The organism is Amycolatopsis sp. WAC 04182, assembly GCF_003947465.1.
Taxonomy (GTDB): Bacteria; Actinomycetota; Actinomycetes; order Mycobacteriales; family Pseudonocardiaceae; genus Amycolatopsis.
In genome coordinates this window covers 313,555-332,480 of the sequence record NZ_QHJJ01000008.1, presented here as the reverse complement: position 1 = coordinate 332,480, position 18,926 = coordinate 313,555, and the positions used below count along the sequence as shown (strand labels likewise).

At 67.6% G+C, this 18,926-nt stretch carries 18 protein-coding genes; 4 read left to right on the top strand and 14 right to left on the bottom strand.

All coding sequences use genetic code 11. The annotated features are described in order from the left end of the window. Nucleotides 1-23: 23 nt before the first annotated feature. Nucleotides 24-626 (top strand): TetR/AcrR family transcriptional regulator, encoded by a 603-nt coding sequence (locus tag DMH01_RS36355; protein ID WP_125682970.1) that lies wholly within the window; start codon nucleotides 24-26, stop codon nucleotides 624-626. 30 nt (nucleotides 627-656) lie between these two features. Here the strand turns inward: DMH01_RS36355 and DMH01_RS36350 are convergent, their stop codons facing one another. From DMH01_RS36350 to DMH01_RS36335, 4 genes are all read right to left on the bottom strand, one after another. Then, nucleotides 657-1,826 carry an esterase-like activity of phytase family protein gene (locus DMH01_RS36350; protein ID WP_125682968.1) on the bottom strand — a complete coding sequence of 390 codons (1,170 nt, stop codon included), beginning with the start codon at nucleotides 1,824-1,826 and terminating at the stop codon, nucleotides 657-659. 197 nt (nucleotides 1,827-2,023) lie between these two features. Further along, nucleotides 2,024-2,332, bottom strand: coding sequence for a hypothetical protein (locus DMH01_RS36345; protein ID WP_125682966.1), 309 nt, complete (start codon nucleotides 2,330-2,332; stop codon nucleotides 2,024-2,026). Nucleotides 2,333-2,361: 29 nt separating this feature from the next. Then, entirely contained in the window at nucleotides 2,362-3,273 is a 912-nt protein-coding gene (locus tag DMH01_RS36340; RefSeq protein ID WP_233621811.1) for a serine protease, read from the bottom strand. 2 nt (nucleotides 3,274-3,275) lie between these two features. Then, the gene (locus DMH01_RS36335; protein WP_125683351.1) at nucleotides 3,276-5,207 is read right to left on the bottom strand and encodes a heavy metal translocating P-type ATPase; all 1,932 of its coding nucleotides are present in this window, start codon (nucleotides 5,205-5,207) and stop codon (nucleotides 3,276-3,278) included. Nucleotides 5,208-5,342: 135 nt separating this feature from the next. On the opposite strand from DMH01_RS36335, the gene DMH01_RS36330 reads away from it, so the two are divergent. Further along, nucleotides 5,343-5,684, top strand: coding sequence for a metalloregulator ArsR/SmtB family transcription factor (locus DMH01_RS36330; RefSeq protein ID WP_125682964.1), 342 nt, complete (start codon nucleotides 5,343-5,345; stop codon nucleotides 5,682-5,684). 23 nt (nucleotides 5,685-5,707) lie between these two features. Here the strand turns inward: DMH01_RS36330 and DMH01_RS36325 are convergent, their stop codons facing one another. Next, complete coding sequence (locus DMH01_RS36325) at nucleotides 5,708-6,058, bottom strand: metalloregulator ArsR/SmtB family transcription factor (protein WP_125682962.1); 351 nt, start codon at nucleotides 6,056-6,058, stop codon at nucleotides 5,708-5,710. Between DMH01_RS36325 and DMH01_RS36320 the strand changes: the two genes are divergently transcribed. Further along, entirely contained in the window at nucleotides 6,057-7,445 is a 1,389-nt protein-coding gene (locus DMH01_RS36320) for an MFS transporter (RefSeq protein ID WP_125682960.1), read from the top strand. The two genes, DMH01_RS36325 and DMH01_RS36320, sit on opposite strands and share 2 nt — an antisense overlap. Before the next feature lie 268 nt (nucleotides 7,446-7,713). Here DMH01_RS36320 and DMH01_RS36315 read toward each other — a convergent pair whose 3' ends face one another. From DMH01_RS36315 to DMH01_RS42825, 9 genes are all read right to left on the bottom strand, one after another. Then, nucleotides 7,714-8,703: an NADP-dependent oxidoreductase gene (locus tag DMH01_RS36315; protein WP_125682958.1), complete on the bottom strand. Its 990-nt coding sequence runs from the start codon at nucleotides 8,701-8,703 to the stop codon at nucleotides 7,714-7,716. Nucleotides 8,704-8,718: 15 nt separating this feature from the next. Next, entirely contained in the window at nucleotides 8,719-9,939 is a 1,221-nt protein-coding gene (locus tag DMH01_RS36310) for an MFS transporter (RefSeq protein WP_125682956.1), read from the bottom strand. Further along, nucleotides 9,936-11,894, bottom strand: coding sequence for a phenylacetate--CoA ligase family protein (locus DMH01_RS36305; RefSeq protein WP_125682954.1), 1,959 nt, complete (start codon nucleotides 11,892-11,894; stop codon nucleotides 9,936-9,938). The genes DMH01_RS36310 and DMH01_RS36305 overlap by 4 nt, the downstream gene beginning before the upstream one ends. Further along, nucleotides 11,891-13,078 carry an acetyl-CoA carboxylase biotin carboxylase subunit family protein gene (locus tag DMH01_RS36300; protein WP_125682952.1) on the bottom strand — a complete coding sequence of 396 codons (1,188 nt, stop codon included), beginning with the start codon at nucleotides 13,076-13,078 and terminating at the stop codon, nucleotides 11,891-11,893. The genes DMH01_RS36305 and DMH01_RS36300 overlap by 4 nt, the downstream gene beginning before the upstream one ends. Further along, nucleotides 13,075-14,034, bottom strand: coding sequence for a 3-oxoacyl-ACP synthase III family protein (locus tag DMH01_RS36295; RefSeq protein WP_125682950.1), 960 nt, complete (start codon nucleotides 14,032-14,034; stop codon nucleotides 13,075-13,077). Before DMH01_RS36295 ends, DMH01_RS36300 begins: the two co-directional genes overlap by 4 nt. Beyond that, the gene (locus DMH01_RS36290; RefSeq protein ID WP_125682948.1) at nucleotides 14,031-14,876 is read right to left on the bottom strand and encodes a TauD/TfdA family dioxygenase; all 846 of its coding nucleotides are present in this window, start codon (nucleotides 14,874-14,876) and stop codon (nucleotides 14,031-14,033) included. Before DMH01_RS36290 ends, DMH01_RS36295 begins: the two co-directional genes overlap by 4 nt. A 39-nt stretch (nucleotides 14,877-14,915) precedes the next feature. After that, nucleotides 14,916-16,088 carry a 5-aminolevulinate synthase gene (gene hemA / locus DMH01_RS36285; protein WP_199745753.1) on the bottom strand — a complete coding sequence of 391 codons (1,173 nt, stop codon included), beginning with the start codon at nucleotides 16,086-16,088 and terminating at the stop codon, nucleotides 14,916-14,918. A gap of 90 nt (nucleotides 16,089-16,178) precedes the next feature. After that, complete coding sequence (locus tag DMH01_RS36280) at nucleotides 16,179-18,053, bottom strand: Xaa-Pro dipeptidyl-peptidase (RefSeq protein WP_158633283.1); 1,875 nt, start codon at nucleotides 18,051-18,053, stop codon at nucleotides 16,179-16,181. Nucleotides 18,054-18,246: 193 nt separating this feature from the next. Next, nucleotides 18,247-18,390, bottom strand: a complete 144-nt coding sequence (locus DMH01_RS42825; RefSeq protein ID WP_158633282.1) for a hypothetical protein — start codon at nucleotides 18,388-18,390, stop codon at nucleotides 18,247-18,249. A gap of 139 nt (nucleotides 18,391-18,529) precedes the next feature. On the opposite strand from DMH01_RS42825, the gene DMH01_RS36275 reads away from it, so the two are divergent. Continuing rightward, nucleotides 18,530-18,925 (top strand): hypothetical protein, encoded by a 396-nt coding sequence (locus DMH01_RS36275; protein WP_199745752.1) that lies wholly within the window; start codon nucleotides 18,530-18,532, stop codon nucleotides 18,923-18,925. Nucleotide 18,926 lies beyond the last annotated feature (1 nt).

Sequence of the window (18,926 nt, the reverse complement as noted above, 5' to 3'; positions counted from 1 at the left end):
CGTCGGATCGAAGGAGAGGGACGATGACCAGCACTCGGTCGACGCCGACGCTTCGCGCGGATGCCCGCCGTAACGCCGACCGGATCCGCGTCGCCGCGGTAAAAGTGTTCCGCGACCAGGGTCTCTCCGCGCCGCTCGAGGAAGTCGCCGCGACCGCCCACGTGAGCAAAGCGACGATCTTCAACAGATTCGGGGGAAGGGCCGGGCTCATCGACGCCGTCATCGACGACGTCGTGGCGACCGAGCTGAGCGGCATCGTCGACGACACACGATCCGTCACCGGAGTCCCGGAACGGATTCGCCACTACGTCCGGGCGATCCGGGATCTCCAGTACCGGCTGCCCGTGGTCAACGACGTTCTGCTGCAGGAATATCCCGAGTCGGAGCGGCTCATGGACCTTTGCCATCTAGCAGGCGGCATCCACGACGATCTCGTCGAGGAAGGGCACGCCGCCGGCGTTCTGGCGCACGGTTTCACACCGGAGGACTTTCATGGGATGACCATCGACAATGCCCTCGTCCTCAAGCACGGGGTCCGGCCGTCTCGGGCCGACTACGACCGCCGGACCGGGTTCGTTCTCGACGGGATCTGCAGGTCGCCGCGTCGTGGACGCAGTTCGCGGTGAACACCCCGCAGCCGCACCTCATCCGCCACTTCAGCGGAGGGCGAGCGCGACGAAGCGGGTGTTCTCCCCTGGCCAGAAGTTGTCGTCGCTGACCACGAGAAGGGTGCGTTCGCCGGTGGGCAGCGTCGGCCCCCAGGACATCCCCTCGTAGTTGTCGATCAGCGGCAACGGCAGGTCACGGAAGTCCAGCAGCAGCTTCTTGCGGACCGGAGTGACGGTGGCGCCTTCGAGCGAATCGACGTTCTTGATGTTCGTGGCGCCCCGAGTGCTCATCTCGAACAGCTTCACGTTGTAGCCGTGCCCGGTGACGAAGCCACGTTCGATCACCAAGTACCGGGTCGGGTCGGTCGGGTGCGCCAAGATCTCCGGGATCCCGGAGTCGGCGAACGAACCGGCCGGATTCGGCACCGCGAACAACGGTTCCTGCGGATAGGCGTACTGAGCCAGCGGCGTACCGGCACGCGTGTGCACGGTGACCCTGGACAGTCCGCCCTGTTCCGGTGTGGGCACCGGCCCGTCCTGCAGCAGCGGCGACTCCACCGCACTGGTCAGCAACGCCCCGCCGGCCGCGAAGGTGATCGCCTCCAGCACCAGATTGCGCCGCGGCCCGGTCGCGCCGGTGGTGATCCTGTAGTTGTCCGGCAACGGCAACTCGCCGGCATAGGCGCCGTCACGGCCCGCCCGCTGAACAGAGGGCTGGATCACCGCGTCCGTCGGCGTGGGTGTGCCGCGCGGCCGATTGCCTTCCTGGCTCCACCAGTACTTACCGGTCCACGGATCCACCCGGATGTCCTCCGGATCGACGGTCGTCCCGTCCCCTGCCGACGACGGCGGATACACCTGCCCGTCCGGACGCAGGAACGGCTTCGTTCCGGTGAACCGCACGTCGTGCACGCCGGCGCCGTCGACATCGATCTCGGCGGTGTAGAACCGGGCGGCCTGACGATCCGAACGGTCGTCACTGATCATCACCCACTGGCCGGTCCGTTCGTCACGGTCGATCCCGGACAATCCGCCGACCGTGGTACCCCGGAACTCCGAATACTGCGGAATGGTGCGCTCACCCAGAAAACGCACCTGAGACCACGCCTGGTCGACGACCGGCGCCGCCGAGGCAGGTGTCCCGGTGACGACACCACTACCCGCCAACAGCCCGGCGACGGCAAGGGCGAGAACGCCCCGCAAAGATCGAATGCGCATACCTCGACCCTTGCCCAAACGCCCCGTTCGACGGCAGGACCATCCAGGTAGTCCGCCTGACACGATCAGGTGGCCACCGTGCACACATCGGAACTGCGCGAGAAAGCGCCGCGCACCGCTACCACTGTCCATAGTGGACAAGGCGGCAAGGCCCCGTCTGCCTTGAGTAGACGGGGCCTTGCGCGGCTACACGGTCCCTAGAGAAGGCCGTTGAGGAGGCCACCGACAAGGCCATCCTCGCTGAGAAGGTCACCATAGCCACCGCCGCCGAGGAGGCCGCCGACAAGCCCCTCCGAGCCGCTTTGCGCGGTGGACGTGGTGGCCGCGCCGGCGACCGGCGAGAACGCGACAAGGGCGGCGGCGGCAAGCGCTGTGGCGACGACGGTCTTCTTCACGAAGTTCATGGGCGGTAAACCGACTTTCTCTGGAAGTACGTGCCGGATGTCGGCACGCAGCGATCCTTCAGGCCGCGCCACCGGGTGTCGATTCCCTGACAGCGTGATCACGCCGCGCTCCAGGGTGACTCACGCACAGGTCAGAGGTTCGGGGCGCTCTCGATCAACTTCCGCACGGGTTCGCTCAGCGCGGCACCGCTCAGGTCGAGGGTCACGAGGTCCTCGTTCATCGTTCCCCGGCTCGTGACGCTGAAGATGGTCCCCTTTCCCGTGACGGGATCGAAGTTCCGCAGCCACGGGCCGCCGCTGGAACCTCCGGCGAGGTCGCAATCGGTCTTCCACGAGGTGCTGACCGAGTTCACGTCGAGTGCGGCGGGTCGCGCGCAGGAGAACAGCGCCTCACCGCCAGCCGCCTTCGACACCGGGTAGCCGAGGAGGGTCGCGTCCACAGGGGACGGTGGCGCCTCGAACGAGATGTCCTGCGTGCCCGCGACATCGGCGACATGGCGGCCGTCGACCGGGTCGAGGGCGAGCACCGCGTCGTCGTCGATTCCGCTGGACGGGCCGGGATAGGTCGCGGACCAGGCGAACGCACGCGCCGCGAACACTCCATGCGGCGCTTCGCCGTGGTCGTAGCCGGGAACGAACACGACGTTGACGATCTTGATCGGCTTGTCGTGACGGTCGAACCCGCCGTTGACGCAGTGGCCCGCGGTGAGCGCGACATCCTTGCCGGCACTGGAAAGCACCGTCGCCGTGCACGATCCGTCGACGCCCGGTTCCGCGGTGAAGAACAACCGCCCCACCCCGGAAGGCACCGGTCGCTCCCATTCGCGGCCGATCTTCTCGGCAGGCGGCAGCGCGTCGTCACCCACCCACTGACGCATCCGCTCCGGAGTCCAATGGGCCAACGCCGCGGCCCGATCGGCCTCGCTCACCCGAGTCACCACCTGCTCGTCTGCCGCCGACGCCGGCACGACCGCGGCCGCCGAAACGGCGCCGATGATCCCCGCCAACGCGACGATTCGGCGAGATACGCGCTTCAAGTCCATGATCAGTGGACGCGCCGGCCGTCGGGAAGGTTGTTCGACTTTCCTCCGGTGGACGAGGCGGCCCGTCGCCAGGCCGACTTGCGCAGCAGCCGCAGTCCATTCAGGCCGACGATGACCGTGGACCCTTCGTGCCCGGCCACGCCGAGCGGCAGGGGCAGATGGCCGACCAGATCCCAGACCACCAGCACGCCGATGAACGTGGCGGCGATGACCAGATTGGCGATGACGAGCCGCCGGGCGCGACGGGCGAGGCCGATCACGGCCGGGATGGCGGCGAGTTCGTCCCGGGTGACGACCGCGTCGGCGGTGTCGAGCGCGAGGTCGGATCCTCCCCGGCCCATCGCGACGCCGGTGTGGGCCGCGGCCAGCGCGGGAGCGTCGTTGACGCCGTCACCGACCACCATCACCTTGGCGCCCCGTGCTTCCAGTTCGCGCACCGCGGCCACCTTGTCCTGGGGCAGCAGGCCCGCACGGACGTCGGTGATGCCGACCTCGCCGGCGAGGCGAGCGGCCGCGCGCCGGTTGTCACCCGTGAGCAGCACCGGCTCGGAACCGGTCAGCGCTGTCAGCCGGGTCATCGTCTCGGCCGCCGCGGGGCGCACCCGGTCGGACAGTCCCAGGACACCCGCCGGCAGGCCGTCGACGAGCACGACGACGGCCGTGTTCCCGGCTTCCTCCAGTGCGGTCACGGCGGCGCGGGCCTGGTCGTGATCGTCGTCGAGCAGCCGCAGCGGACTGCCGACCTCGATCCCGCGTCCATCCACGCGAGCCGACACGCCACGTCCCGGCGCCGAGGTGAAGTCCCCGGCCGGACGCGGCGCGATCCCGGCGTCGCGGGCGGCCGCCACGACAGCCCGGCCCAAGGGGTGTTCGGAGGGATGTTCCGCGGCGGCGGCCATCGCGAGCAGCTCGGTCTCGGTGATTCCGGTGCCGGGCAGGGCGCGGATCTCGGCCACCCGCGGCGTGCCTTCGGTGAGCGTGCCGGTCTTGTCGAAGGCCACGCGGGTGATCGCGCCGAGCCGTTCGAGCACGACGGCGGATTTGACCAGCACGCCGTGCCGCCCGGCGTTCGCGATCGCCGACAGCAGCGGAGGCATCGTCGCGAGCACCACGGCGCACGGCGACGCGACGATCATGAACGTCATCGCCCGCAGCAACGTCGGCTCGAGCGCGGCACCGAACAGCAACGGGATCACGAACAGCGCCACCGTGGCGGCGACCATGCCGATCGAGTACCGCTGCTCGATCTTCTCGATGAACAACTGCGTGCGCGCCTTGGTGGCGCCGGCCTCCGCGACCATCGCGACGATCCGCGCGATCACCGTGTCCTCGGCGGGCCGCGTGATCCGCACCCGCAGCACACCGGTGCCGTTGAGGGTGCCGGCGAACACCTCGTCCCCGACTCGCTTGTCGACCGGCAGCGCTTCACCGGTGATGGTCGCCTGATCGACGTCGCCGGAGCCGTCGACGACCTCCCCGTCACCGCCGATCCGCTCCCCCGGCCGCACGACGATCAGATCGCCCACCCGCAGCACCGCGGTGTCGACGATCTCCTCGCCCGCGCCGGTGACCCGGGCCGCCCGCTCGGGGGCGAGGTCGAGCAGCCCGCGAACCGAATCCTCGGTGCGTTTGGTGGCGATCGCCTCCAACGCCCCGGAGATCGCGAAGATGACGATCAGCAGCCCGCCGTCGAAAACCTGTCCGATCGCCGCGGCACCGATCGCCGCGAGGACCATCAGCAGGTCGACGTCGAGCTTGCGCTCCCCCAACGCCTGCAAGCCCGCCCAGCCCGGCTCCCAGCCACCGGTGACGTAGCAGGCCAGATACAAGCCCCACCACAGCCAAGACGGCCCGTCGGCGACCTGGACCAGCGCTCCCACCAGGAACAGGACCGTCGCGGCGGACGCCCACCGCACTTCCGGCAGCACCCACATCCCTGCCCGGCGCCGCCGGGGCACGGGCTGATCGGCAAGGCTCGCGCGCTCACGCACATCCGTAGTCACGCAGATAGCATATATACGCAGTCACGCAGATACGCAAGAAGCCGGGCAGCCAGGTATGCTCGCCGCATGCACACGTCGCTGCCGGACTTCGACATGCCCAACGAGGAGCAGGTGCACCTGGCCGCCGAGTCCTTCCGCCTGCTGGCCGACCCGACCCGGATCAAGGTCCTCTGGGCGCTACTGCAGGGCGAATCCTCGGTCGCCTGCCTCGCCGAACTCGCTGGCGCCGCCCCCACCGCGGTCAGCCAGCACCTGGCGAAACTCCGGCTCGCCGGTTTGGTCAAAGGCCGCCGCGAAGGCACCTTCGTCTACTACTCCGCCGCGAACGAGCACGTCGGCAGGCTGCTCAAGCAAGCCCTCTTCCACGCCGACCACATCGACGGCGAACCCCGGGCAGCCGCGCGTTGACCTGATCCGCCGGAGCCGGCGGCTCAATCGTGGTCGGGGATCCCGTGCAGGTGATGGTCGGCCGCGTTCATGACCTCCGCCAAGAGACGCCGGACGTGCCCGCCGCGGGCGCGGTAGAGGATCCGCCTGCCGTCCCGGCGTTGCGTGACCAGCCCGGCCAGCTTGAGCTTGGCCAGATGCTGGGAGACCGCCGGACGTGCGATCGTCACCGCGGCCGCCAGCGACGCGACGTCGTACTCCTCACCGCTGAGCAACCACAGCATCCGCATCCGGGTCGGATCGGCCAGCATCCGCAGCGCCGTGGACGCGACCTCGACCTGATCATCGGGCGGCAACCGGGTCCACTGATCACCTGACTCGTCATGTGCGTACATGAGCACCTATCATGGAAGGGGCGTCGACCAAGAGGAGCGGTGGAGCGTGTCGTTGTTCGGTCATCGGGACTACCGGCATCTGTTCGGGGCGCAGCTGGTCGCGCTGTTCGGCACTGGATTGACGACCGTAGCGCTCGGCCTGCTGGCCTACGACCTGGCGGGCGCCAGTGCCGGCGCGGTCCTGGGCACCGCGCTGGCGATCAAGATGATCACCTACGTCACGGTCGCGCCACTCGCCGGGGCCTACGCCGACCGGGTGCCACGACGGCTCTTCCTCGTTTCCCTCGACGCAGTCCGCGCGCTCGTCGTCCTCGCACTGCCCTTCGTCGACCAGGTCTGGCAGATCTACGTCCTGATCGTGGTCCTGCAATCCGCTTCGGCGTCGTTCACCCCGACCTTCCAGGCCGTCCTCCCGGACATCCTGCCCGACGAACGCGACTACACGAAGGCGCTCTCGCTGTCGCAGCTGGCCTCGACGATGGAGAGCCTGCTCAGTCCCCTGCTGGCCGCAGCCGTGCTCAGCCTCGTGTCCTTCCACTGGCTGTTCACCGGCACCTCGATCGGATTCGCCGCCTCCGCCGCGCTCGTGCTGAGCACCCGAATCCCCGACGCGACCCGCAGCGACCGCGGCGGTGTCTGGGACCGCACCCTCGCCGGGATCAAGATCTTCACCGCGACCCCGCGCCTGCGCGGAACACTCGGCCTCGACCTGGTGGTCGCCGCCGTCGGCTCGGTCGTCATGGTCAACACGGTCAACTACGTCCAGGACACCCTCGGCCGCTCCCAAGCCGACGTCGCGCTTCTCTTGGCAGGCAACGGCATCGGCACCATCCTCGTCGCGCTCCTGCTCCCCCGCGCCCTCGACCGGATCCCCGAACGCACCGTGATGCTCGCCGGCGGCGGAACCCTCCTCGCCGGAATGACCGGCGCGATCGCACTGTCCACCGCGGACACCGGCGGCTGGCGATGGGGAGCCGCGCTCACCGTCTGGGCGATCGTCGGCCTCGGCACCGGGCTGGTGCTCACCCCCGTCGGCCGGGTCCTACGCAAGTCCAGCCACCCCAGCGACCGGCCCGCGATCTTCGCCGCCCAGTTCTCGCTGTCGCACGCCTGCTGGCTGCTCGCCTACCCCATCGCCGGCTGGCTCGCCACCACCGCCGGATTCACCACCACCTGGCTCGTCCTCGGCGTCCTCGGACTCCTCGGCCTGGCGATCGCCGTCCGCTCGTGGCCACGACGCGACCCCGTGCTTCTCGAACACACCCACCACGGGCCCGTCGACCCCGCGCACCTCGCCGACGCCGTCCAGACCGGCGACGGCACGTGGCGGCACAGCCACGAGTTCGTCATCGACCAGCACCACCGACGCTGGCCCGTGGCCTCGTGAGCTGGACCGGCTCGGGGCCTTGCTCGCCTTAGGTACATGAAGGCCCCCTTCCTTGCGCCTGGCGCAAGGAAGGGGGCCTTCATGTACTCGGGAAGATGTGAAGGTCGAGTTTCCTCGGCTGAGCCGAGGCAAGGGGGCCTTCACGCGCAGCGGTTGTGACTGCTGGTGTCTGTGGGGTGCGCGTGGCGATCGTTGAGTCCGTGAAGACACCTAAGCCCTAAGTCCCACGACCACGAAGCTCACGTGAGCCCTGGCTGGAGTGTCCGCGTCAGACGCGGACGATCATCTTCCCCACGTTCTCCCCCCGGAGCATCCCGAGGAACGCGTCGACGACGTGATCGAAACCTCCGACGACGGTCTCGTCCACTTTGACCGCACCGCTTTGCAGGTGCGGAACCAGGAATTCCTCCAGCTCGCCTTGGCGATGCCGGTGATCGCGGACCAGGAATCCTTCCAGCCGCAGGCTTTTGTCGACGATGTCGAAGAGATTCCGCGGTCCCGGTGGGGGTTCGGCGCTGTTGTACTGGCTGATCGCACCGCACCACGCGATCCGGCCGTGTTCGCGCAGGGCGCTGATGGCCGCTTCGAGCTGGTCCCCGCCGACGTTGTCGAAGTACACGTCGATCCCGTCGGGGGCGGCCGCCGCGAGCTGATCGCGGACCGGCCCGTCGTGGTAGTCGAAGGCACTGTCGAACCCGAGATCGTCGACGAGATGCTTGACCTTGGCCGCGGAACCGGTACTCCCGATCACCCTCCCGGCTCCGAGAAGCCGCGCGAGCTGACCAGCCGAGCTTCCGACGCCACCGGCCGCCGCCGAAATGAACACGGACTCCCCCTCGCGCAACCGCGCGATCTCGGTCAGCCCGACGTAGGCGCTGAGCCCCGTTCCGCCGAGGATGCCCAGGTAAGCACTGACGGGCACGCCCGCCACCGACGGCAGCACCCGCGCGTCGTCCTTCCCCACCAAAGCGTGTGTACGCCAGGCCTGCCGGTGGAACACCAGGTCTCCCTCGGCCAGCCCGTCGGCGCGCGAGTCGACGACGCGACCGATCGACCTGCCTTCCAGCGGGACGTTCAGCTCCCAGAGCTCGTCCATGGATTCGCGCATGTAAGGGTCGACGGAGAGGTAGACGTTCTCCACCAGCGCCATTCCGTCCGCCGGCTTCGGGACGGGAGCCTCCACGAAGGTGAAGTCCTCCGGGACCGGCATGCCCCGCGGCCGTCTCACCTGATGCACGGCCCGTGACCGGTCAGCCATCGTTTCTCCCTCGTCTCATCGAGTCACCGGCACCTTCGGCCGGAATCCGAGCGCGACCCACAACCCGCACAAGGTGAATGCCGCCAGAACCGCCGCGAGACCGACGAAGGCGGAGTCGAGCGAGATCTGCGAGGCGCTGCCGATCAGCGGCATCAGCGACGCCGTGCCCAAGCCGATCGACAAAAGCCGCAACGAAGCCATTTTCGCCTTGTCCGCGTCGCCTGCGTGCTGCTGCAGGGTGGTGATCAGCCAGGTGAGGCTGTTGAAATTGGCGAAGCCGACGACGAAGTAGCCCAGAAAGTGCATCACCGGCTGGCTCGACGCCGACAAGAGCAAGGCCATCGCGGCCTGCACGCCCACCCACACCGGCAGCAATCGCTGGGTGACGGTGTAGCGGGTGACGACGCTCGCGGCGAGCATTCCGATGCCGAACGTCGCCTCCAGTGCCGCGATGAACCAGCTTTGGCCACCGTAGTGGTCGGCGACGAGCGGGACGACGAGCGTGCTCAAGCTGTGCGCCGCGACGAAATCCGCCGCGCACAGCACGAGCATCCCGAAGACCACCAGCTCACCGCGATACTGACGCAGCATCTGCCGCCAGTCGCGAACGGCGGCGGGCAGAGCGGCGCGGAGCGGCACCGACGAAAGCGCGCCTGGGCCTTCGGCCTTGTCCAGTTTCACCGTGGACATCCACAACGCGGCGCCCGCCGATCCCGCCGCGGTCAGCAGCAGCGCGTGGGCGGCGGTGCCCACGGTCAGGACCAGGCCGAGGAGCGCCATCCCGCCCAGGACACCGACCTGGATCGCCGCGCCGCTCAGGCCGTTGACCTTGACCTTGTTCTCCTCGCTCACGTGATGGGCGATGAACTTGAACAAGGCCGTCCGCTGGACGTTGTCGAGCATCGCCAGCACCAGCGCGGCGACCGTGATCAACGGGACCGCGTGCGGGATCGCCCCCGCCCCGAGCAGGGCGATCGCGAGTACCACGATCGCTCGCGAGAAACTGCAGATCGCGTACACCCGTTGGGATCTGAGGCCGTCGACCAGCGGGCCGGCGAACGGCAGCACGGCGATCGCGCCGATCCCCTGCGCGGTGACGACCACCGCGAACGCCAGCGGCGTGCCGGTGATGGTGAACAGCAGCTGTCCCAACGCGAGGACGTAGACCCCCACCCCCACGCTCGACAACAGGATCGAACCGAGGACCGTGCGCGATCGGGGGTCCCGCCAGATCATCGCTGCCCCACCCGGCGGTCGATGATCGGCTTGATCTTGCCGCTCACCGGATCACGGTCGAGCATGCCCTCGGCATGGCATTCGACGACGAGGTCGAACACGTCCAGGGCGTTGTCGAAATCGTCGAGATCCTCGTCGAGGTCGAACCACTCGAGCAGGTGGCCGCGTACCTCCGCGGGATCCGGCGACGACGGCGACTCCATCCGCATGACCAGGGTCTCCGTGCCGCCGTGCGAGATGATTTCGACCTGTAGCTGGGACACCTCGAACTTCGCCAGCGCGGCCATCACCTCGCGGTAACCCAGTCTGCTCCGGCTGGCCATGATCTTGATCAGCCCGTCGGAACGGCCGAGGTATTCCAGCACCTTGCCCGAAACCCCGCAGCCGCACTCGTGGTGGTAGACGCGGCCGCTGTCCCCGATCCGGTATCTGATCAGCGGTCCTTCGAACTTCTGCACGCTCGTGATCAGCAGATCGCCGGGTTCACCGTGCGGCACGGGCTCGCCGTCCTCCCCGACCACCTCGATGAGGTTGTAGTCCTCGCACAGGTGGTGCGTCGTCCCGCTCAGCTCGCCGCATTGATAGCCGAGCTGCGCCCCGTCGTTCGCGGCGAGGATGCTGGAGATGACCTCGGTGCCGAGGTTCTCCCGCAGCCAGACCTTGTCGGTCTCGCTCATCGGCAGGCCGCCGTAGATGATCTTCTGAAGGCGTAATCCGGGGCGGCGCGCCTTCGCTTCGCGCAGCAGGGGCATGATCAGCGCGGGCTGCCCGACGAGCACGTTGGGGGCGAAGATGTCGGTCAGCGTCACCAGATCCTCGACCGAGATGGCCTGGCCCATCGTGTAACACTCCACCGGCATCCTGGAGAACTCGCTGAGCGTGGTGGTGAGCCCGCCGTACATCTTGCCGCCGTAGAGGGTGTTGATCAGGCGGTCGCCCGCGCGCAACCCGAGTTCGTAGAAGAGCGGCACGGCCTCGCGCACCATGTTCTCCCAATCTGTGCGCGAATACACGACATAACGCGGCTCCCCGGACGAGCCCCCGCTGCGCAGCACCTCGCCGCTGGGCGGGTCGTCGGTGAGCATGTCCCTGGCCGCGGGCAGCGAATGCGCGTCCAGGTCGGTCTTCTCCAGCACGGGCAGCCGGGCCAGGTCCGCCAGCCCGTCGACGGCCGGAAGGTCGCGGTAGAAGGCGGTGCGCCGGGCCCGTTCGACGACGTACCGGAGTTTGGCGTCCAGCCGCCCGCTCCCCCGCGCGTCATCGAGGCTCCGGACGACCGAAAGCCGGGTGCCCATCAGGTAATCCCGGCGGAACAGCCGGCGGACCCAGTCCGACCGGCAGTCCAGCTCCAGTGCCACACCGGCGGCCCTCGTCACCTCGCCGGCTCTGCCTGGATCGACGTGGATCCGGAGGTCTCCCGAATTCGCCTGCCCGGCGGCGCCGAACAGCTCCTCGTCGCCCCACTCCGCCGACGGACCGCCCGGCCCGATCGGGACCAGGTCCGGGACGTGGACGACCACCCCTCCCGGGACCGCCTCACCTTCGTCGGCCACTCGTGCCTCCGGCACCGGGAAACCGGGCTGCCGCAGCAGTTTGATCAGCCCTTCCCAGAACGGCCGCCTCGAGGTGCGGACGACCACGGTGTCACCCGCCGCCCAGCCGAGCAGCAGCCCCCGCAAAGTGTTGCCCGCACGCCGATCCTCCAGGACCAGTGTGCCGATCGGCCGGAACTCCTCGACGTCGTTGGTGTCGACCAGCACTCGCCAGGGATACTGGTCCAAACCGCCGAAAAGCTCGTCGAGCGCTCCGGCCAGCCCGCCTCCGGCGAGGATCGCCGCCAGCCGGGACAGGCCGGCTTCCGCCAGGAACGTGTCCAGCTCGCCGCCCGGGTCTCCGGACAGCGCGGCCGCCGCGTGGTCGACCGTCAGCACCAGGTCGGTCGGGTAGTACCTCATTCCGCTCCTCCAGCTTCGACCGAAATGGATCGCGCGCACTCGGTGAGGAACTCCCTCAGTACACCGGCGTCAGGATGAGACGCCTCGATGAAGACCGGCGACAGCCACTCGTGGTACGTGACGTGATCGGGCAAGGGATCCGTGGGCGCCAGCTGGCAAATCCGGTCCACACAGGAATGTGCACGCAGGTGATCGGGGAACGTGATCGTATGCCCACGTCCCCCACCCAGGTGATGGCCGGGGAACACGAGCCAGCCGTGGTACCGGCCGCTGGCCGCGGCGGGCTCCGGCCGGTCGAGGCCGAGCCGGATCGCGATCTCGTGCGCGGGTAGGTGCACGCCGCGATGGCGCAGATGCGCGGTGATCACGCCGGCGCCGCCGACCCGGTTGGCGACCTCCAGGAAGACCAGTTCTCCTTGCGGCGTCTCGAACATCTCGAGATGCAGAGAACCTTCCTCGATCTCCAGTGCTTTGACCACCTGCTCCGCGAACGCCCGGTGCCGGGGGTCGAACGGGATCTGGTGCGACCCGAGCGGCAGTCCGTCCACGAAGTCGATGGGCTTGTTGACGTAACGGCTGACCACGAGCTCGACCAGAGCACCCGCGCTCACCAGGCCGTCGGCGTGCAGGATCTCGCCTTCGACGTACTCCTCGAGCTGGTAGTCGTGTCGCTCGTCCAGCTTCCAGTAGGCACCCAGGGCTTCCATCGCGGTCTCGTAGACGTGGACGTCCTCGCTGGAAGCGCCTCGACGTGGCTTGAGGACGGTCTTGTCCCGCCACGGCAAGGGACGGCAACTCATCGGAGCCGCGACGAACCGGGGATACCGCAGTCCCGATTCGGCGAGCGCCTCCTTCATGCTCACCTTGTCCCGGATCCGTTCCAGTCGCGACAGCGAAGTGCCCGGCAGCCCCAGGTGGTTCCGCACGTGCCAAGCCTCCAGCTGCCCGAACTCCGAAAGCGAGAGCACCTTTTCGAAACCGTCCGCGCGCGAGACACGGGACGTGATCCCCTCCACCAGGTCCTGACCGTCTTCGAGTTCGATGCGGACGCAGCGGAGATCGTCCGGCAGATCCGCCATCCGGCGCGGAAACCCGATGTAGGTCACGTCGTGACTCTGGTGGTCGAGCGCGTCGCGGTAGCCGATTTTGGCGTCGGGCACCTGATGAACGACCAAGATCTTCATTCCTGACACTCCAAGGCCGTGATCCCCCAGCTGAAACCCATGGCGCTGGTCGCGAGCAGAATCAGGTCGCCGCGCCGCAGCCTTCCCTTCGCCATCAGCCCCTGCAAGGCGATCAGCGTGTCGGCGCAGCCCATGTGGCCGAGCCGGTCGTAGTTGAAGACGCTCTTGTCCGCGGGGATGCCGATGTCGCGGAGCAGCTTCTCGTGCATGCTCCGGTCGCCGTGGTTGATCAGGAACCAGGCGACGTCCTCCAGCCCTGTGTCCAAAGTGGACAGTGTCTCCACCACCAGTGCGGTGAAGTTCTCGACGTAAGCCGCCGCGAGTCCTTCGCGATGGCCTTGCCGCCGGATGGTGACCCGATCCGGCCGTCGTTCCCCCGTGTAGTAGTCGGACCAGCCTGGATCGGTGCGCATCGCCGAGTGCAGCATCTTGAACACCGGCGCGCCGCGGCCGAGCAGCACGGCGGCACCCGCGTCCCCGAAGTTGAAGAGTGCCTTGGAATCCGGGTCGCCGTAGTCGACGAGGCGGCTCAACCGGTCTCCGGTGAGCACCAGGGTGTACTCGCTGCGGCCGGCGTCGAGTTCGTCGCAGGCGACCCGGACGGCCGCCATCAGCGCGTTGCAGAAGTTCACCACTTCGAAGCAGTGTGCCCGATCGATGCCCAGTTCGTGCGCCACCTTGGCCGCGGGCGACCAGAACGGGATGTCCCATTCGCCCGAGCCGGCGTAGATCACCTGCCCGATGGCGGAACGGGGCACCCTCGTGCGGCCGAGCACCGCGCCGGCGGCCGCGAGCGCGAGTTCCCACGCTTGTCCCCCGTCTCCCAGGGCGGGGAACTCCTCGCAATGCGTGATCGCCAGAATCTCCGCGATGTCCACACCGGACTCGGCGTGCATGTCCTGGACTTTCGCACTGGACCGCGGGAACACCACCTCGAAGTCGAGGATCCCACTCACCGTTCGTCCGAGGCGATACTGATCCGGTGCACCGTGCGGGACACACCGGGCTCGACTGCGGTCGCCGCATGGTACGTCGTCGCGGTCTTCCACACCACGAGGTCGTTCGGTGTCCACCGGTGGGTGTAGACGCGGGCTTCGTCCTGGATCAGCTGGTCGAGCAGCGTGAAGAAGGCCTCGTTCTCGTTGGCGTCGAACCCGTTCACCGAATCCATGTACTCCGGTGCGCCGTAGAGGTACTCGCGGCCGTTGTCCGGATCCACCCGGACCACCGGGTGTTCGACCTTCGGGTGTTCGAGGTCGACCTTCGCCCTCAGCTCGGCGATGGACAGCCCGACGTCCTCGGCGCGGACCCGGAACCGCTTGTTCACCGTGTGCAGCGCCGTGCGCCCGGCGATCTTGGCCTTCCATTCCGCGGGCAGACGGTCGTAGACGTCCGCCGCGTTGGCGTAAAGGGTGTGGCCGCTGGTTCCCGGCACGTTGACCCCGTGAAGCATCGTGTACGGCGCGGGGGCACCGACATAGGACGAGTCCTGGTGCCAGAAGTTCCCGACCCTCGCGACCCCGATCGGCTTCTCGTTCTTCACCTCGTTCGAGGAGATCATGATCTCCGGGATCTCGGGATGGCGGTACTTGGCCATCAGGAACGGCACCGGCCTGCCGAGCCGCTGGGCCAGTTCCAGCTGCTGTCGCGGCTTCAGCTCGATACCGCGGACGACCACGAGTTCCCGCTGGCGAAGGATTTCGGTGAACTTGCCGAACACCTCGTCCGTGGCCAGTTCCTCGTAGGTGAGGTCCAGCATTTCCGAGCCGATGAAGGAAGTGAGTTCGTTGATCCGCATTTCTTTCTCCTGAACTGTGTTCGGTCAGTTGGCGGTGGCTCAGTCCTCGAGGGACAGACAACGCCCGAGCGCGCTGACGAAGCCGTCGATCTGCTCATGCGTCCGATAGGGAGCGACGGTGATCCTGAATCGCTCACCGCCCTTGGGGACGGAAGGGAAGTTGACCGGCTGCACGTAGACGTCGTGCTCGTCGAGCAGCCGCTTCGACACCTTCTTGACCCGATCTCCGCCCGGTACGAGCACCGGGACCAGATGGCTCTCGGCGTCCAGGAACTCGATTCCGGCCGCACGGAGGGCGTTCTTCAGGTAGGTGACGTTCTCCCGCAAGTCACGCCGCAGGCCCTCGTCACGCCGGATGACTTCGAGGCTCTTCAGCGTCCCGTCCAGCACGGCTCGGGGAATGGTGGTGGTGAAGATGAACCCCGGTGCGTGGGAACGGACGTAGTCCAAGGCACTGTCCGGGCCCGCCACATATCCGCCGGTGGTGCCGACGGCCTTGCCGAAGACCCCCTGGATGAACGTCGCACGGTGCTCGCCGACCTCTTCGCAGATGCCCGCGCCCGTCGGCCCGTTGGGTCCGATGGCATGCGTCTCGTCGACGAAGGTCAGCGCGTTGTACTTCTCGGCAAGGTCGCAGATGGCCGTCACCGGGGCGGTGTCACCGTCCATCGAGTACACGGACTCGAACACGATGAGCTTCGGATGCTCGAGTTCGTACTCGCCCAGCGCCCGTTCGAGTGCCGCCAAGTCGTTGTGCGGGAAGATGTGCTTGCGGCCTCCCGAGCGGCGGATCCCCTCGATGAGCGAGCGGTGATTGAGCGAGTCCGAGAAGATCACCAGATCCGGGATTCCCGATGCCAGCGTCGTGAGTGTCTCGAAGTTCGCGACGTAGCCGCTCGTGAAGACCAGTGCGCGCTCTTTCCCGTGCCACGTGGCGAGTTCGGCCTCCAGCTGAACGTGTGCTTCACTGGTTCCCGCGATGTTGCGCGAGCCGCCGTTGCCGACGCCGTGCAGTTCCGCGGAGTCGATCTGGGCCTGGATCACGTCCGGATGCTGGCTCATGCCGAGGTAGTCGTTGGTGCACCAGACCTGGATCTTCCGGCCGGCGTGCAGCGCGTGCCCCTGCTCGGCGGCCAGGTAGCTGCACGGGATGTACTGCCGGTAGAGACCACTCTGTTTCAGGTCTTCGACCTTCGCCTTGAGTATGTCCAAAGTGGACTCGGTACTTCGGATAACGGATATCGTGGGCATGCTTGTCCCCCTTGCTTTCGGTGATTGCGTAAAGGTGTGGCCGAGCCGAGGTCAACCGGCTAGCGGCAAGGTGATCTCGCTGAAGCCGAGCTGCGCGGAAATCCGGGTTCCCGCCGGATAGCGCAACGTGAAATCGCGATCGGTGGAGACCAGGACGACCCCTAGACGGTGTCCCGCCTTGAAGCGGTATTCCTGCGGCTGCAGATCCCACCGCAACGTGTAGGTCCGGTCCGGGCTCAGCGGTTCGGTGACGCTCGCCGAATGCCTGTTGCGCGCGTCGAGCCAGCCGCGGCTGACCACCTGGTAGGGCGTCTGCGCGGTGGTGTACCGGTAGATCGCCCGGCAGCCGGAGTTGCCGGGAATACTGTCGCCGAAACACCAGGACTCTTCGGTGGGCCCGAAACCGGCCGGCCGGGTATCGGTGCCGTAGTCGACGAGGAGCGCGGCCAGGTAGGGCGACGGCCCTGCCACCGAAGCCCGCAAAGTCACCTCGGGAACTCCGGAAAGGCGCAGATCCTTCGGCAAGGGCCCGGTCAGGTAGACGAGCCGGTTCGGGTCGGCGTTGCCGGTGTCGGCGACGAGCTCGTCGGCGGTCCGCCCGGGCGCGTCGACGAACTCCTGGCGATGTCCGAAGCCCGCCGGCCGCTGCGCCAGTTTGCCCGGCTGCGGCTGGGAATCCCCCGCCCCGAAGCGGAAGGTCACCGGACGCGCGGCCGGATCGGGCCAGTTCCGGTACCCCTGCCAGACCGTGGGCTCGGTTTCCACCTGCACCTTCGGCTCGCCGAGAGCGCCGTTGCGCACTCCGTAGAGCCAGTGGTCGAACCACTGGTGGACGGCGTCGGTCCACACCTGCCGCCGGGCATGGAGGATGTCCACATGCGGCGTGCGCGCCAGCCACAACCGCCGCGGGACGTCGTTGCGCTCCAGCGCTTTCCACAATTCGGCGAACTGCTTCGGCTTGACGTTCCAGTCGCCGACACTGCCCACCTGGAACACACTGGCCTTGAACCGCGGGACGTCCTTGACGAAGTTGCGTTCGTGCCAGAAGGCGTTGTAGTCGCCACTGACCCTGTTCATCTCGTCTTCGATCCGATGAACGGCCTGTGCGCAAACACCGGGATTCTTGCGGGTCAGCACCACCTTGGCGTGCAGATCCGCGTCCTCACCGCCGTACCCGCCCGGTGCGACGACGCCACCGTTCGCCCGGTAGTACTCGTACCAGCTGGACACCGACCCGGTGGCCACGACGGTTTTCAGGCCGGCCACGCCGGTTCCGGCGACGGCCAGCGCGAGAGAAGCGTTATAGGCGCCGCCCGCCATCGCGACGTTCTTCGTGGACCACTCCGCGCCGACCTGCGTGCCGTCCGCCGAGAACGCGTCGGCACGACCGGTCAGCCACTCGATCACCGATTTCACGGCGAGCTTCTCGTCGGTACCGACGACACTCGGGCACCCGTCCGACTCGCCGGTTCCCAACCCGCTCACGGAGAGGACCGCGTAGCCGCGAGAGACGAAATAGTTGTCATAGTTGGTGCGCGCGTAGTCGACTCCTGGCCATGGCCCGGACGGCGGCGACCACGGGGACAAACGAGGCACGTCGGTGACGTCCACCGGGTGATACGGCGCGTCGACCAGTCCGCCGAAATAGGGGCTGGCTTCCACGATCGACGCGACCTTGAGGCCCTGCCGCGTTTCCTTGGGCCGGGTCACATAAGCGGCGACACGATCTTTGCGGCCGTCGGCGTCACTGTCCACGGGCGTCTCGACGTAGACCGTTTCGCGTACCGCGTCGGCGTAGGAAAAAACGGGCTGAGTTTTACCTTCACGCACGATCACTTCGGTCGTGGCTTCCGCCGTCGCGTGCGTGAGCGTGGCTCCCAATACCAGACAGACACCGACGATCAGTCCACTTCGGACGTTCCGCAAAGCCTTCGGCGACCACCTTGACCAGGCATGATTCATCATCGGACTTCCCCCATCGCCAGTTGCGAACCGACTATGACCGACAACCATCGGAGGCGCAAGACTTTCCAACCAGCAGACCCTTTAGGGCAACTATTCAGACGTTCGACCAATGCCATGATCAGTTCGATCATTCTCTTGCCACCGATAAAATCGTTCAAGACCGGCAGAACATGCCGATTCCGGTGGCGGCACCACGAATCGGGAACGAATCCCACCATGCAGGCTTCGCGTCCCAACTCCGGCCGATCAGCGACGCGGCCCGGATTTCCGGTTCGTCGCCCGATCGGATCTCGTCCATCGGCCCCAACCGGCGCGTCCGTTTGCAGGCATACCGTCCGCATGGGGGTATCGGCAGGTAGGCACAGAGGAAGAAGCGGGGACTTCAGCCGACGCGGCGCCGTATCGCGACGTCACGGTCAGTACTGGATGATGGGGGGATGTTGGTGCGCACGGAGAAGCTGCCGCGGATTTCGCGGCGGCCGGCGAAGGTTCGGGTTCACACCCCCGTCGGCGTCGCCGAGGTGCTCTGGCACGGCGATCCCCGCGAAACCGACGGCCATCACCACGTCGAGTGGACGGTCGATGAGGACATGCACTGGGGGCACAACACGCGGCCGGTTCCGCGTACCGAGCCAGGACTACGGCACGACGGCACCCGGGTGATCATGTGCGGGCGACTCCAACTGACCGAGGACGGTGCCGCGTACCTTCTGCTGGGCGACTCGCCGATTCTGTTCGATCTCGCGGCACCGATCCCTGCCGGTGCCGACGGTACTTGGGTGGAGTTGGACGTAGGGGCAGACAGCGTCGCCGTCTGCCCCTGTCGGACTTGAC